This is a genomic window from Vibrio sp. 10N.247.310.23, from assembly GCF_041467155.1.
GTDB classification, from domain to species: domain Bacteria; phylum Pseudomonadota; class Gammaproteobacteria; order Enterobacterales; family Vibrionaceae; genus Vibrio; species Vibrio crassostreae_C.
In genome coordinates this window covers 71,542-86,415 of record NZ_JBFSTZ010000026.1, presented here as the reverse complement: position 1 = coordinate 86,415, position 14,874 = coordinate 71,542, and the positions used below count along the sequence as shown (strand labels likewise).

General features: G+C 45.6%; 14 protein-coding genes. 10 read left to right on the top strand and 4 right to left on the bottom strand.

The features are described from left to right. The first annotated feature begins 5 nt into the window (after positions 1 to 5). From AB6D93_RS18545 to AB6D93_RS18525, 5 genes are read left to right on the top strand one after another with little or no spacing between them, the layout of a single operon-like run. Positions 6 to 827: an alkaline phosphatase family protein gene (locus AB6D93_RS18545; protein ID WP_372159184.1), complete on the top strand. Its 822-nt coding sequence runs from the start codon at positions 6 to 8 to the stop codon at positions 825 to 827. Continuing rightward, positions 824 to 1,717, top strand: a complete 894-nt coding sequence (locus tag AB6D93_RS18540) for an ABC transporter permease subunit (protein WP_102332328.1) — start codon at positions 824 to 826, stop codon at positions 1,715 to 1,717. Before AB6D93_RS18545 ends, AB6D93_RS18540 begins: the two co-directional genes overlap by 4 nt. Continuing rightward, positions 1,717 to 2,502, top strand: a complete 786-nt coding sequence (locus tag AB6D93_RS18535) for an ABC transporter permease (RefSeq protein WP_102332327.1) — start codon at positions 1,717 to 1,719, stop codon at positions 2,500 to 2,502. The genes AB6D93_RS18540 and AB6D93_RS18535 overlap by 1 nt, the downstream gene beginning before the upstream one ends. Then, positions 2,502 to 3,521 carry an ABC transporter ATP-binding protein gene (locus AB6D93_RS18530; protein WP_102332326.1) on the top strand — a complete coding sequence of 340 codons (1,020 nt, stop codon included), beginning with the start codon at positions 2,502 to 2,504 and terminating at the stop codon, positions 3,519 to 3,521. Before AB6D93_RS18535 ends, AB6D93_RS18530 begins: the two co-directional genes overlap by 1 nt. Position 3,522: 1 nt before the next feature. Further along, positions 3,523 to 4,182 (top strand): HAD family phosphatase, encoded by a 660-nt coding sequence (locus AB6D93_RS18525; protein ID WP_017061236.1) that lies wholly within the window; start codon positions 3,523 to 3,525, stop codon positions 4,180 to 4,182. A 75-nt stretch (positions 4,183 to 4,257) separates the two neighbouring features. Here the strand turns inward: AB6D93_RS18525 and AB6D93_RS18520 are convergent, their stop codons facing one another. The 3 genes from AB6D93_RS18520 to AB6D93_RS18510 all read right to left on the bottom strand — a co-directional run bounded on the left by AB6D93_RS18520 (position 4,258) and on the right by AB6D93_RS18510 (position 6,824). Further along, on the bottom strand, positions 4,258 to 4,923 hold the full coding sequence (locus AB6D93_RS18520; RefSeq protein WP_010432275.1) for a response regulator: 666 nt from the start codon (positions 4,921 to 4,923) through the stop codon (positions 4,258 to 4,260). Further along, complete coding sequence (locus AB6D93_RS18515) at positions 4,920 to 6,290, bottom strand: ATP-binding protein (protein ID WP_102332325.1); 1,371 nt, start codon at positions 6,288 to 6,290, stop codon at positions 4,920 to 4,922. Before AB6D93_RS18515 ends, AB6D93_RS18520 begins: the two co-directional genes overlap by 4 nt. A 288-nt stretch (positions 6,291 to 6,578) precedes the next feature. Further along, positions 6,579 to 6,824 (bottom strand): hypothetical protein, encoded by a 246-nt coding sequence (locus tag AB6D93_RS18510; RefSeq protein WP_017072318.1) that lies wholly within the window; start codon positions 6,822 to 6,824, stop codon positions 6,579 to 6,581. Positions 6,825 to 7,125: 301 nt separating this feature from the next. Between AB6D93_RS18510 and AB6D93_RS18505 the strand changes: the two genes are divergently transcribed. The 5 genes from AB6D93_RS18505 (at position 7,126) to maiA (ending at position 13,603) form a co-directional block, all read left to right on the top strand. Beyond that, on the top strand, positions 7,126 to 9,174 hold the full coding sequence (locus AB6D93_RS18505; protein WP_102332324.1) for a DUF3466 family protein: 2,049 nt from the start codon (positions 7,126 to 7,128) through the stop codon (positions 9,172 to 9,174). A gap of 459 nt (positions 9,175 to 9,633) precedes the next feature. After that, on the top strand, positions 9,634 to 10,707 hold the full coding sequence (gene hppD / locus AB6D93_RS18500; RefSeq protein WP_017067769.1) for a 4-hydroxyphenylpyruvate dioxygenase: 1,074 nt from the start codon (positions 9,634 to 9,636) through the stop codon (positions 10,705 to 10,707). Continuing rightward, positions 10,700 to 11,830, top strand: a complete 1,131-nt coding sequence (locus tag AB6D93_RS18495) for a homogentisate 1,2-dioxygenase (protein ID WP_102332323.1) — start codon at positions 10,700 to 10,702, stop codon at positions 11,828 to 11,830. The genes hppD and AB6D93_RS18495 overlap by 8 nt, the downstream gene beginning before the upstream one ends. A gap of 9 nt (positions 11,831 to 11,839) precedes the next feature. Beyond that, positions 11,840 to 12,877 carry a fumarylacetoacetate hydrolase family protein gene (locus AB6D93_RS18490; protein ID WP_102332322.1) on the top strand — a complete coding sequence of 346 codons (1,038 nt, stop codon included), beginning with the start codon at positions 11,840 to 11,842 and terminating at the stop codon, positions 12,875 to 12,877. Between the two features lie 21 nt (positions 12,878 to 12,898). Beyond that, a complete protein-coding gene (maiA, locus tag AB6D93_RS18485; RefSeq protein WP_102332321.1) occupies positions 12,899 to 13,603 on the top strand; it encodes a maleylacetoacetate isomerase in 705 nt (234 codons plus the stop codon). A 211-nt stretch (positions 13,604 to 13,814) separates the two neighbouring features. Here maiA and AB6D93_RS18480 read toward each other — a convergent pair whose 3' ends face one another. Further along, positions 13,815 to 14,744, bottom strand: coding sequence for a carbamate kinase (locus AB6D93_RS18480; protein ID WP_102332320.1), 930 nt, complete (start codon positions 14,742 to 14,744; stop codon positions 13,815 to 13,817). Positions 14,745 to 14,874: the final 130 nt, after the last annotated feature.

Sequence of the window (14,874 nt, the reverse complement as noted above, 5' to 3'; positions counted from 1 at the left end):
GTGATATGTATGAGAAACAGGGCGATTTGCAGACAAAACAGGGCGATTCGTACAATAACCAAGGCGATTTGCGTAATAAACAGAGCACTTCGCAGAGCACGCAAAAAAACAAGCTGCGCGCCACGCTTTACCCTGTGCAGTGTGAGCTGCCATCTATGTCCCGTCCACTGTATGAGTGCATTTTAACTGGGGTTCGCCCTGTCGAGAGTGGCATCGTCAACAATCAAATCGTGCGTTTATCGAATCACGAGTCGGTATTTAGCTTGGCGAAGTCGCAGAACAAAGTGACGGCTGCAGCGGCATATCATTGGGTGAGCGAGTTATATAACCGAGCGCCATTTGATGCAGTACGTGACCGTTTCACCAACGATGAAACCATGAACATCCAACATGGCTGTTTCTACCACTGGGACCACTACCCAGATGAAGCCTTGTTCTTGGATGCTGAGCACCTGCGCGTCACTCATCAGCCTGATTTCTTATTGATTCACCCAATGAACATTGACGACATGGGACATAAGCACGGGCTGGATTCTCGCCAGTACCGTAATAGTGCTCGTGGCGCGGATATCTACCTATCGAACTACCTTGAGAAATGGGTAGATGATGGTTATCAAGTGATCATCACCAGTGACCATGGCATGAACAATGACCTGTCTCATGGTGGCATTCTGCCTGAAGAGCGTGAAGTGCCTTTCTTTGTGATTGGCGATAAGTTTACACACCAAGCTTGTGCAGTGAAACAGACCGACATCTGCGGCAGCGTGTGTCAGCTACTCAACTTAGATCACGATAAATCTTACACTCAGGAATTGTTGGCCCTATGAGCAGTTCTGTAATCACGCAGAGCGATGGCTCTGCGCTTAAACCCAAAACCAAATCTTTGTTTCAACGCTTCAAGCCCGCTTTGTGGCTTGCGCCTTTCGCATTGTTTTTCTATCTGTTCCAACTGGCACCTATGGTTTGGGTGCTGATCAACAGCTTCTTCTATGACGACGAACTCTCTCTCGAAAACTACGCTGAAGTGTTCGATTCTGCCTTTATGATGCAGGCTTTTGGCAACAGTTTATGGTTGTCGATTTGGTCGAGCATTGTTGGCTTAGCGATTGCGACTCTGCTCGTTTCTTCACTGCGCCGCGTTGATTCTAAAATCCGCGATGCGGTGATTGCTTTCACCAACATGAGCAGTAATTTTTCTGGCGTTCCGTTGTCTTTCGCTTTCATCATCATCCTTGGGACCAACGGTGCGATTACCTTGTTGCTCAAGCAGTATGGATTGCTGGGTGATTTCGACCTTTACGGCAAGTGGGGCTTGCTGGCGATTTACATCTACTTCCAGATCCCATTGGCGGTGTTGTTGCTCTATCCAGCGTTTGATGCTCTGAGTGACGACTGGCAAGCAGCCTCGGCACTGCTTGGCGCGAAAACTTGGCAGTACTGGACCAAAATAGCGCTGCCTGTGTTGTCGCCTGCCTTGCTTGGCACCTTCATCATCTTGATTGCTAACGCGATTGGCGCGTATGCGAGCGTGTATGCGTTAACCTCGGGCAACTACAATGTGATCACGATTCGAATCGCGAGCTTGGTATCAGGCGACTTGTTCCTTGAACCCAACCTAGCCGCCGCAATTTCCGTGATTCTGATGGCGATGCTGGCCTTCATCACCGTGATTAACCAATGGCTGATCAGCAAAAGCTACGCAGGGAAGAGAAAGTAATGAACACCGTCAATACTCGCTTTCATAAAACGGTTGTCTATTCGATTGTCGGCACCATGATGATTCCGATCTTAGCGACCTTTATCTACTCGATCTCCTCGCGTTGGGGCGCCACTATCCTGCCGGATGGCTTCACGTTAGATTGGTACATCAACCTGCTGACGGATCCTCGCTTCTTGCAAGCCTTTGGTCGTTCACTGTTTATCTGCGTGGCGGCACTGTCATTGAGTGTGGTATTGGTCTTGCCTGCGATTTTCGTGGTGTTTTACTATTTCCCGAAGCTCGACAAGGTGATGAACATCCTGATCTTATTGCCGTTCGCGGTGCCGCCAGTAGTGTCGTCAGTCGGCTTGCTTCAGCTGTATGCAGACAGCGAAATCTCACTGATAGGCACACCGTGGATCTTGATTGGTACTTACTTCACCATCGCGCTGCCATTCATGTACCGCGCGATTGCCAACAGCTTTGAAGCGATTAACTTGCATGACTTGATGGACGCAGCACACCTGCTCGGCGCAAGTACCACCAAGGCGTTCTTATTGATTATTCTGCCAAACCTTAAGAAAGGCTTAATGGCGTCACTGTTCTTGTCGTTCTCGTTCCTATTGGGCGAGTTCGTGTTCGCCAACATCTTGGTAGGAACACGCTACGAGACACTGCAAATCTACCTATACAACATGCGTCAAACCAGTGGTCACTTCACGTCTGCCCTTGTGATGACGTACTTCCTGTTTATTTTCTTACTGACTTGGTTGGCAAGTCGTTTCAGCCAGGGAACCAAATAATGAGCTATGTAAATGCGAAAAACCTCACCAAGCGTTTTGGTGACAACACGGTGTTTGAAGACATTCAATTCTCAATCGAGAAGGGCGAATTCATTACTCTGCTTGGCCCAAGTGGCTGTGGTAAATCGACTTTGTTGCGCAGCTTGGCTGGCCTGAATCCTGTTGATGGTGGCGAGATCTGGGTCAACGGTGAAGAGATTACTCACCAAGTGCCACAACAGCGTGGCATCGGCATGGTGTTTCAATCTTATGCGCTTTTCCCGAACATGACGGTTGAAGGAAATATTGCGTTTGGCCTGAAAATGAAAAAGCTTGCTGCTGACGAGATTAAGCACGAAGTCGCGAAAGTGATTGGGCTGGTGGACTTAACGGGCAAAGAGAAGTTCTACCCGCATCAGTTATCGGGCGGTCAACGCCAGCGTGTGGCCTTGGCAAGAGCTTTGGTGGTCAAGCCGCGTATTTTGTTATTAGATGAGCCGCTTTCGGCGTTGGATGCGAAGATCCGAAAGCACCTACGCCAACAGATCCGAGATATTCAAAAAGAGATGAACCTGACCACGATCTTCGTGACCCACGATCAAGAAGAGGCGATGATCATGTCTGACCGCATCTTCTTGATGAATAAAGGTGAGATCGTACAAGCCGGCACACCCGAAGAGATCTACACTCAACCTGCTAATGAGTTTGTTGCTGGGTTCATGGGGCACTACAATCTGGTGCAAGCAAACCAAGCTAAGCAACTTTTCAACATTGAAACGGAATGGAAAGTGGCGATTCGACCGGAATCTATCTACGTGAAAGAGCAAGGTCGACAATATGGCGAGCATATCTCCGCGCCGAAAACGGGCACCATTCGTAACCACCAGCTCTTGGGTAACGTGATTCGCTACCAAGTGGACGTTGATGAGTGTGAATTAACGGTCGACCTACTCAACCGCTCCTCTGAACGACTGTTGGCAAACGGCAGCCAACTTGAACTCCTGTTTAACCTTAACGAAATTCAACCTGTGAGAGCCTAAGATGTTCAAACCTTTGTATGTATTTGATATGGACGAAACGCTGATCAATGCCGATGCAGCGATGCTCTGGAATGAGTTCTTGGTTGAAAAGGGCATTGCCACAGCGCCCAACTTTATTGAAGAAGATAAGCGCTTAATGGGCTTGTATTCGGAAGGCAAATTGAACATGGAAGATTACCTCACGTTTTCCATGCAGCCTTTAGCCGATATGCCAACAGAGCAAGTCAGCGCTTTGGTGGAAGAGTGTGTCGAGCAGCATATTTTGCCTAAACAGTTCAAGCAGTCGAAACCTTTGATTGAACAGCTAGAAAATGACGACATCGATATGCTGATCATCTCTGCCAGCGTGACCTTCTTAGTGGAAGCTGTGGGGCGTAAGATTGGCATCGAGAATGCACTTGGTATCGATTTGATTGAAAACCAAGGCCGCTTTACGTCTCAGATCTCAGGTGTACCAAGCTACCGTGAAGGCAAAGTGACGCGTTTAAAAGAGTGGTTAGACAATCAAGAAACCAACTATTCAGATATCCACTTTTATACCGATTCAATCAACGACTTACCTTTGTGTGAACACGCCGATTTTGCCTATCTGGTGAACCCATGTCCGCGTTTAAAAGCGTTAGCTGAACAACCGAACTGGTCGATTCTCAACTGGGATTAAATTGAATCTTATATTCGAATTAGGTTCGTTCTAGAACTCATCAAGCCGCTGACTACAGCGGCTTTTTGATTCGTATTATTCTATTTCTAGTTTGTAACCTATCCCGTAAATGGATTTGATGTAGTCACATTTTTCATTTATCGAGACCATTTTTTTGCGTAAGTTTTTGATATGGCTATCGATAGTGCGATCACTGACCACTCTTCTATCGTCGTAGATTTTATCAATCAATTGATCGCGACTATAAATGCGGCCAACATTTTGATAGAGAAGGTGCAAAAGCCGAAACTCAGCTGGCGTTAAACTTAGCTTAATACCACATAGGACGGCGGTCATACTCAATTCATCAATATCAATGGCGTTCGTTGCTGACGTGGCTTGGGGCTTGTTGGAACGGCGCAAAATATTTTTCACCCTCACGACTACTTCTCTCGGGCTGTACGGCTTACATATATAATCATCTGCACCCAATTCAAGCCCAACGAGTCGATCGATCTCTTCGACCTTGGCTGTCGCCATAACCACAGGGATGTCACTGAACGTTCTCAGCTCTCGATAAATATCCAACCCGTCTCGATTGGGTAGCATTAGGTCGAGAATAATGAGTTTAGGCGATGCTTGTTTTACCCAGTCAATGACAAGATTACCATCGATAATATGATGACTTTCAAGGCCAGAGTGCTCTAAGTACTCACACAATACACTTGCTAATGCAGGCTCATCTTCGACGACTAAGATCACGATTTTATTTCCTTTGGTAACGCTATGATGATTCGTAGTCCACCCAATTCTGAGTGGTCGGCAGTAATGTGTCCTTGGTGCGCTTCAACGATATTTTTACAGATAGATAAGCCAAGTCCAGAACCGCCACTTGAGCGACTGCGCGATTTATCAACGCGGTAAAGCCTCTCAAATAAACGTGGAAGTGATGCATCAGGTACACCTGGATCACTGTCTTCAACGTTGATAATAATACTATCACTAATGTCGGTAACATCTATCGATACATGCCCATTATCGCTAGTGTATCGTGCGCTATTTTCCAACAGATTCACAAACAGTTGTGTCAGTAATCTCTCATCACACGAGGTAAACAGTGGCGCCGAATGGTCATAGTGCTTTGTTAATGTGATGTTTTTTTGTTCTAAACGGATCGAGTTTTGAACGATCACAGAATCAATCAGTTTATGTATATCAACGTTGTTTTTAACATTGAGGTTAAATCCGATGTCATACAGGGAGAGTTGGTGAAGATCCTCAACGAGTTGACCCAGTGTGATGATTTGTTGATGTAACGAGTCGATGTATTTTGGTTCAGGTGATCGAATACCGTCTTGTAGCGCCTCTAGTTCACTTCTAAGCACGGTGATAGGCGTTCTAAGTTCATGTGAAATATCTGATAACCACTGTTCTCTAAGTGTTTTCTGTTTTCTTAGTGTCTCGACAACACCGTTGAATATTCCGATGAGATCGGACAATTCATCATTGCCGCTTTTTTTAATGTAGAAATCGAGATCGCCATTTTCGATAGATTTGGCACCTTTCGACAAAGCACGCAATGGTTTCAAAAATCGCCTAACAAGAAACAAAGCGATAAGGAATGAAAGCAACACGGTAATCGATGCGATAGTGCTTACATGCGTCGTTTGTTGTTTGAAAAAGCTTTCTGCTAAAGGCCCTGATATTTCATCCATCTGGACGATGGAGATATACCCAATAACTTGATCATCCAGTGTTATTTCGACTAGCGCTTGATGCTGACTATCTTCAAGGTGATGTAGGTTTTCAGGCGGTCCAATTATGGCTCGCCCGTCTTGATCTAAAATGTTGAGTCGTTGCCAAATAGGTTGAAGGCCTGGCGCTTCCGGCTCTCTTAATGGTGGTGGCGATGGGTGTCTGTCACGAGGATGTGGTCGTGAGGGGCCGCCAATGCTACTGGCGATTAAATGTGGTTCACGCTCTAGCCGCCTCCATTTTTCGGAAGGTGAGTAATATTGCTTTAAGTTATTGGCGAGTTCTTGAGCTAGGGCAATCTCATTATTATTTGTGAAATCTTGGAGCCCTCTTTGAAAACTGGAGTTAATAAAATAGGTCAGTACAAAGAGCATGGTCACGCACACCATTAGTATTGAAACAAACAGTTTGGTGAAAATTGATATGCGCACGTTCTCTCCAGAAATTAAAGTGAATTAAGACGATAGAGTGAGTTAAGACAATAAAATGAGATAAACCAATATTAGCCCTCGATCGTGTGGGAAATATGGACATTGATTTCTTTATTCATCTTAGGCCATGTATAAGCACTCTTTTGTTAGAAACGAATAGCGAGCTGACAGGGTGCTATATCCCATCAGCTCGCATTGAATTATCACTATTTTAGGATAACCCTCTAACAATTATTGACGTCTTGGTGGTGGCGGCGGAACTTCCTCTTCCGATAGACCACCGCTTCCATCTGCGTCTAGTTTATCAAAGTCATCGGCGAGTGGACCTCTGAGCTCTTCTAATTGTAATTCGCCATCACCGTTTGCATCCATTTCTTCAAAGCTTGGCATTTCTCTTGGGCCTTCACGGCTTTCAGCACACGCTTGAAGCGCGAATGTCGATGTCAGTAAAAGTAATGCTGTCGTGATTTTGTTCATAATTTAATTCCTATTCGTAACCAAATATAAGTGTATTTCTTTGACGCAAATAGGTTAGCGATCAAATTAGCAGAGAAAATGGATAAATCTAGGAGATGAAAGTTAGCGTTTAACTTTAATAGGGCATCAGATCATCAGCCCATCAAGTCAGGTTGTTTAAACCTCCATTGTTTCTACATAGTTTCCACATTTTCTATTTTTATCCTAGTCCACTATTGAACTCATGAATTTAATGCCTTTAGCAATAAAGGCAGAAAGCTATCGTTGGTATTGAAATGGATTATTTTTTAGGAGCCGTAGAATGAAGGCAATGGTAAAAAAATCAGTCGTTGTCTCTTCTACGTTGTTGGTTGCTTCTTATAGTAACGCTGCGCTTTATAGGGTGGTTTTGGAGGAATCACCAGTAGAAACTGAATCGGTGTATGGGGTCGCAGTTGAACCAGAGCTTGGTACAACGGATTGCTTTAGTACCAGTTGTGGTGACACCGACTACGCATTCGCAGGGGAAGCTCAAAATGCAGAACCAGGTTTTTCCTTTAAAGAGGAGGTCCCCTTTGGTATCGATAACACGTTCTACTATTTGGATTATGACGATATCTATAGCTACTGCACGAGCGAACTTGGCTACGCGACTTGTGAAGCTTGGAGTTCTTTATTGTGGTATGGCGATGATGATGCGGGCATTGGAGGCTTGAAAAATGAGCGTGATGCGTATTACGGGCTGAGCTATCAGACCAATTCCACGGCTTTTTATGATTCTTCTTCGCTAAGCGAGATCCCAGATGTTGGCAGCAACCCACCTGATGTGAGCAGTTATAGTTATTCCTTTGTTGATGGAACAGAGGAGAAGGTCATCACTAAAGTTGACGAGAATGGTTTTGTTCTTGGTAACACCAGCAGTGGTTACTACAGTTATAACAACCAATATATTCAGTTGTATAGGCAGCGTGGTTACTACGATACAGGCACTGAATTTACGGTTCTCCAACCTGAAGCCGATACCAGCATTACGATCAGCGATGCTGACGGCGAAGCGAATATAATCTCCCAAATGGGAAGAACGATGGCTTTTGACTCTTTCAGTTATGGAGGGGAAAGCTATGTGGTCGGAAGCGCGTCCGTTGCGACTTTTTATTACAGTGATGGATACAAAGATTATGACTCTCCGTACACATCCGACAGTGATGCTGAGGATCTAGATAATTGTATCGATGAAGATATTGAGCCTGCTTTATATCCAGAGTGTCAGAACTTTGCTTTTGCTAATCGAGCTTTTGTCTGGAATATAACCGATGCGAATGGTCCCAATGATGATGGAAACCGTTTTGCAGTATCCGATTGGGAAACCAGTTCGACCTATTACTCTTACAACGATGATGAAGCTTCAGCACAAGCGAGTGTGAGGGCTGCAACGATTTCGTCTAGAGGGACATATAGCTCTTATCCTGTTTTAGTTGGTTACAATACGGAACTAGATGATTCAGATAACTTTCTTATGCAGGCTGCTGTGTTTAGGCCAAGCAGTACGTCAAATTTCAGCGTTTCGGAAAATGCTTGGACGACGACATTTATCGCTAATGCGACGGTAGAAGTGAGTGATTCATACATTCACAGTAATTCTGTCGCAACAGACATTAATGAAAACATGATGGTTATTGGTTATGCAAAACGAGATGGCGATTATCCGTCGGATCGTGTGTCTGATAATCGTATGTTCGTCGCTGATGCGAATGACACAACGCCAACAGCCACATTCTTCGCAAGTTTAGGTGAAGACATTTTCTTTGACAGTGCAGAGGGAAAAGCAAGTGAGATCAACAGCTACAATGAAATCGTTGGCTATGTTGACGCCGAAACTCACGCTGAAGTAGACGGACATGAAAGAAGGCATCGCGGCTTCATTTTCCCTTATAACGACACAGGTACCGATGCTGATAGACGTGCAAGATATAATGATCAAGCTTGGTGGTTAGACGACCTAACTAACGGTGGTGACTACAGTGATGCCAACAACCACTTTAGAATATTGGACGCAACCGACATTAATGATGCGGGTGTTATCTCAGGGACGGCAATACAATGTTTTGCGAGTGAAAGTAGCTCCTCTTCTATGGCTTATGATTCAACCGCGCACTTTGCATATTGTAATGATGGAGTAGGTGACGAGAGGGTGGTGGCTGTGAAACTTATCCCGATATCTGGAGCAACAAGTGAAGACATTGCTGAAAGAAGTGATGATAGCGCTGAAGATGTTGAACGTAGTGGTGCCGGTACCGGGTTATTGGTGCTTATCAGTTTAATGTCCGTGCTTTCAGTTCGCTTGAAAAAATCTCGTTCTGTGATTACCTAAATTGATGACGTGCTCACGAGATAAACAACCTCTATTTGACCATCAACCATCAACCATCAATCATCAACCATTAAAGTAATGGGTTAGAGTTGATGGCTCACCCTATGAGAATACCATTGGGGTATGAAGCTTTTTAAAGGAGCATCACCTGTTTTGTGATGCTCTTTTTACGTTCAACATACACTTATCTCTTTCTGCTTTAGCCCATAAAGCTCAAATGTAACAATTCAATAACATTCCTTCTTCTTCTGTAAATCAAACCACCACCTTTCAATCCCTTGATAGCACTCACTTTCTTGTCTCGATGGTTTGTGTGTAACAAATATTTTACAAGCTGACAGGGTTTCATCGAAATTGCCCATTTTCCTCCACCCATTCCATTATCTCGGCTTGTGGGCCAAATTTAATTAAGGACAAAAAATACACAACACAAAACCAATAGGTACAAGGAGAAAGTTCATGGTGGATACATACAACCCGCTTGGCACGGATGGATTCGAGTTTGTTGAATACACGGCCGTTGACCACAAGGGAATAGAGCAACTTAAAGCGCTGTTTGTGTCACTTGGTTTTGCTGAGATAGCCAAGCACCGCTCAAAAGAAGCTTGGCTGTATCGACAAGGTGATATCAATTTTATCGTTAATGAACAACCACACAGCCAAGCGGAAGCGTTCGCCAAGGTGCATGGGCCATCGGTCTGTGGCATGGCTTTTCGTGTCAATGAAGCAACAGCTGCCATGGAGCAAGCATTTAAGGGCGGTGGTGAAGAGTACAAAACAGAAATAGGGCCGATGGAGCTGAGCATTCCTGCCATTTACGGCATCGGTGAAAGCCTGCTCTATTTTGTGGATCGCTATGGCAAGCAGAGCATCTATGACGTCGACTTCCGATTCTATGATGATGCGGAACAGCGCATGGCCGAAGCTAATGTTGGCTTGTATGAAATCGACCATCTCACGCACAACGTGAAGCAAGGCAATATGGATGTTTGGTCTGGGTTTTATGAGCGCATCGGTAACTTCCGCGAAATTCGCTACTTCGACATTGAAGGTAAGCTGACAGGCCTTGTGAGCCGCGCCATGACCTCACCGTGTGGCAAAATCCGCATCCCTATCAATGAGTCTTCAGACGACAAATCACAAATCGAAGAGTTCATCCGCGAATACAACGGCGAAGGCATCCAACACATCGCGCTCGCAACGGATGACATCTACAAAACCGTGAAAACCCTGCGTGATCGCGGCATGGACTTTATGCCAACCCCAGATACCTATTACGAGAAAGTCGACGAGCGTGTGAAGGGCCACGGTGAAGACACCGATCTGCTGCGCGATTTACGGGTTCTGATTGATGGCGCGCCGACCAAAGACGGCATCTTGCTGCAAATTTTCACACAGACGGTAATTGGGCCTGTGTTCTTTGAAATCATTCAGCGTAAAGGCAACGAAGGCTTTGGTGAAGGTAACTTCAAGGCGCTGTTTGAATCGATTGAAGAGGACCAGATTCGTCGAGGAGTATTAGACGATGCATAAATGGATCTCGTTTCCTCATCGGGAGGGGGTGTGCTCTAAACAAGCGCACGCCGACTTCCCCGAAGAGGCAATTTATGAGCGAGAAGCGGGCCGAAGTGGATTCTTTGGCCCTGCCGCTCACTTTCATCACCAGCATGCCCCAACAGGTTGGTCGGAGTGGGAGGGTGATTTACGTCCTCGCGCTTTTGATTTTACGCTGGTGGAGAAAGCTAGCCAGATAACCCCTTGGGCGGTGCCTCATCTTTTGCACAATGCGGACTGCAAAATCCGTGTGTGGCGCATGGATGAGAAGATGGATTTCTTGGTGCGTAATTCTGACGGTGATGAGCTGCTGTTCATTCACCAAGGTAGGGCAGATCTCTATTGCGACTATGGTCATTTAGAGGTGAGTGAAGGGGATTACGTGATGATCCCGCGCTCAACCAATTGGCGCTTGGAGCCAAGTGAGCCGATGTTCATCTTGATGATTGAGAACACCGACGCGGCTTATTCCTTGCCTGAGAAGGGCATGGTCGGCAATCACGCGGTGTTTGATTCAGCGGTTCTTGAAATCCCGTCGATCAACGATCAATTCCGCGCTCAGTACTCCGAAGATCAAACCCAAGTTCAGGTGAAACGCCACGACAAAGTCAGTGTGATCACTTATCCGTTCAATCCTTTAGACGCGATTGGTTGGCATGGGGATTTGGCTGTGGTGAAAGTGAATTGGCGCGATATCAGACCGCTGATGTCACATCGTTACCACTTGCCACCGTCTGCGCATACGACCTTTGTTGGCGCAGGCTTTGTAGTGTGTACCTTTGTGCCACGCCCGATTGAGAGCGATCCAGGTGCGTTGAAAGTGCCGTTCTATCACAACAATGACGACTACGATGAAGTGCTGTTCTATCACGCTGGTGACTTCTTCAGCCGCGATAACATTGAAGCGGGCATGGTGACCTTTCACCCGGCGGGGTTTACGCACGGGCCTCATCCAAAGGCTTTTAAAACGGGTCAGGCGCATAAGAAGAAATTCACCGACGAAGTGGCGGTGATGATTGATACTCGCCACGCGCTGCAGTTCTCTGACGAACTCGATAACGTTGAGAACAAAGAATATGTCTACAGTTGGCAAGAGAAGTAAGGGGCAAGGATGAAATTAGCAACCAAGAAAAATGGCACTCGCGACGGTCTATTGATGGTCGTAAGTAAAGATCTTAAACAATGTGTAGCTGCCACCGAAATTTTCCATGCGATGCATCTAGCGCCAACCATGCAGGTAGCATTGGATAACTGGGACAGCGTTGCACCTCAGTTAGAAGAGTTATACACCTCGTTAAACAACGGACATGTCACAGGCAGTGAAGTGTTTGCACCTCAGTATTGTGAATCGCCTCTTCCACGCGCTTATCAATGGGCAGACGGCAGCGCTTATGTAAACCACGTTGAACTGGTGCGTAAGGCTCGTGGTGCTGAAATGCCAGAAAGCTTCTGGGTTGATCCACTCATGTACCAAGGCGGCTCAGATGCGTTTATCGGGCCGCGTGACAATATTGAGTTTGCCAGCGACGAATGGGGTATTGATTTCGAGGGTGAAGTTGCGGTTGTTACCGGAGATGTGCCAATGGGAGCCAGCGCCAAGCAAGCGCATGATTCGATTCGTTTACTGATGTTGGTGAACGATGTGTCACTGCGTGGCTTGATTCCAGCAGAGCTCGCGAAAGGCTTTGGCTTTTTCCAGTCTAAGCCTTCTTCGGCGTTCTCCCCGGTCGCAGTCACACCTGACGAGCTTGGCGAACAGTGGAAAGGCAGCAAGGTACATTTACCGCTGATATCGACCTACAACGACCAGCCTTTTGGTTGTCCGAATGCCGGTATAGATATGACTTTCAATTTTGCAGAGTTGGTTGTGCATGCAGCTAAAACTCGACCATTATCGGCGGGCGCGATCATAGGTTCAGGCACGGTTTCTAATAAACAAGGCACTGACCATGGCACCTCGATTTCTGAAGGTGGTGTGGGATATTCATGTATTGCTGAAGTACGCATGATAGAGACGATTCGTGATGGTAAACCGTCGACTCAATTCATGTCGTTTGGTGACTCGATCAAGCTTGAGATGCTTGATGCGGCGGGTGATTCCATTTTTGGCGCGATAGACCAAAAAGTGAGCCAGTATCGAGCGCTATAATCCACGTAATAGGGTTTCAGTATGAGCGAGAGCATCGTGAACAAGAACATTATACTTTACGGTTACTGGCGCTCTTCGGCTGCCTATCGGGTGCGTATTGGATTAAACCTAAAGCAACTCAACTATGAGTCTAAATCGGTCCATTTGGTGCGTAATGGCGGCGAGCAGCATGATCCACAATATCGCGAACTCAATGCCAGTGAATTAGTGCCGGTGCTGGTGGATGGTGAAGTTAAACTCAATCAGTCGCTGACTATTTTGCAATACTTGGATGAAAGATATTTATGTGAGAGCAGCCCAGACTCCTTGTTGATTCCCGAGCAAACACCATTGCGCTATCAAGCGTTGGCAATGGCTCAGGATATTGCGATAGAAATTCACCCTCTGAACAACCTGCGCGTGTTGCAGTATTTGGAGCGAGAGTTGTCGTGCGAGCAAGAGGCGAGAATGGACTGGCTTCATCATTGGATGAACCAAGGTTTCCGTGCTCTAGAAGAGAAACTGGCAAAGCACAGAAAAGCACACGGTGATTCGGTGTATAGCCTCACCGATTCACCATGCATTGTCGATATTTGCTTGGTGCCACAGGTGTATAATGCGCTGCGCTTTGGCGTTGATATGTCGCCTTATCCGCTGATTAACTCAATTGTCGAAGCGTGTAATCAGTTACCCGCTTTTATCGACGCGATGCCAGAGAACCAAGCGGATGCGAATGAGTCCATGTAGATTCACTGATGTAAATGCAAATACTCTTCCCTTGCGCTGCCAAAACCGCTTCTTGAAAGAAGCGGTTTCCAACATTAAATATATTAAATACAGTTAGTGTGTGAATATTTATCTCGTTTAGAACTAATATGGATTTAATAAAAAGCCTTGTTATTAATTAAAAGGCTTTACCCCAAGGTTTTATATTAGTGGTTTTTATCACTCGATAATATTAGTAATAAACAACACCTTCGCCTTTCGTTATCAGAGTGCCAGCTTCATTGGTGATTATTTTATCTAAATCAAATAATGAACCAATCGCCGCATTACCCAAGCCAGCTTCAACGAATTTACAAACGGCATCAATTTTTGGCCCCATAGAACCAGCAGGGAATGAAAACTCTGCTAAACCAGCAGGCGTTGCTTGCTTCATTTCTGCTTGGTCTTCTTTACCATAGTTACGGAAAATCGAACCATCGGTTAAGATAATAAACAAGTCGGCATGGATTTTTTCAGCCAGTAATTCAGCCGTAAGATCTTTGTCAATTACGCACTCTACGCCAGTACTCTTACCCTGTTCAATACTCACGGGAACGCCGCCGCCGCCACAAGCAATAACAAGGTTTTCTGTATCTAGAAGAGTTTCAATTTGCTGAATTTCAACAATGCTTTTTGGCATAGGAGAAGGCACAACGCGACGGTAGTACTCGCCATCAGCTTTAAATTGCATTGTGCTTTGAGCCATTAACTCTTTAGCTCGTTGCTCTGTATATACAGGGCCAACAAATTTAGTCGGGTTAGCAAACGCAGGGTCTTTTTTGCATACTTCAGTTTGCGTGACTAGCGTCGCTACGTCTAATTCAGGGTCAATGTTTCTTAGCTCTTGTTGTAACATGTAGCCCACCATGCCACAGGTTTGAGAGCCGAGTACATCCATTGGGTATGGGGTAGTCTCTGGCGAATATTCGCTATAAGCCGCGTTTTGTTCCATCAACAAACCTACTTGTGGGCCATTACCATGAACGATAACAATCTCATGCTCGCGTGCGATTGCAGCAATACTCGCCGCTGATTTGATTATATTTTCACGTTGGTTCTCAGCCGTTAATGCTTGGCCTCTTGCTAAAAGAGCGTTACCGCCTAAAGCTAATACTATGCGCATGATAATGTCTCCGATCATTTAATAATGATTTTATTTATTTTACGTAGGGATTAACCGCTTGTTTCTAATTAAATTCAAGATTATTAATAACAATGACTAGGTTTTTTAATTACTCTTAAGTAATTAACAT